Source organism: Streptococcus sp. HMSC074B11 (assembly GCF_001808705.1).
GTDB lineage: Bacteria > Bacillota > Bacilli > Lactobacillales > Streptococcaceae > Streptococcus.
Genome location: NZ_KV794318.1, coordinates 46,873 through 47,257, shown reverse-complemented (window position 1 = coordinate 47,257; position 385 = coordinate 46,873). Strand labels below are relative to the sequence as shown.

1 protein-coding gene is annotated in these 385 nt (G+C 46.5%); it reads left to right on the top strand.

Annotated elements, in window-relative coordinates; genetic code table 11:
* Positions 1-385, top strand: a 385-nt coding sequence (locus HMPREF2619_RS11440; RefSeq protein ID WP_186821514.1) for a G5 domain-containing protein, incomplete at both ends; no start/stop codon positions are given.

Genomic DNA, 385 nt, shown 5'->3' with positions numbered 1-385 from the left:
GAAACCAGAGCTTGAAGTTACGACAGAAGCCATTGCTTATGATACTATTTATCAGGACGATCCAGACTTGCTTAAGGGTCAAACCCGAGTTCTCCAGGCAGGAGTAACAGGTGAGCGTACCATCTTAACCGAGGTTACGACTGTCGATGGCAAGGAAACTCGCAAGCAGGTTTCTAATGAAATAACAACAGCTCCGATTCTAGAAATCATCGCAGTAGGTACTAAGGTAGAATCTACCTCAATCCCAAGTGAAGGTGCACCAAGCTTGGTCGAGGTGAAACCAGAGCTTGAAGTGACGACAGAAGCGGTTGCTTATGACACTCTTCATCAGGACGATCCAGACTTACTTAAGGGCCAAACTCGTATTATCCAAGCAGGGGTAGCA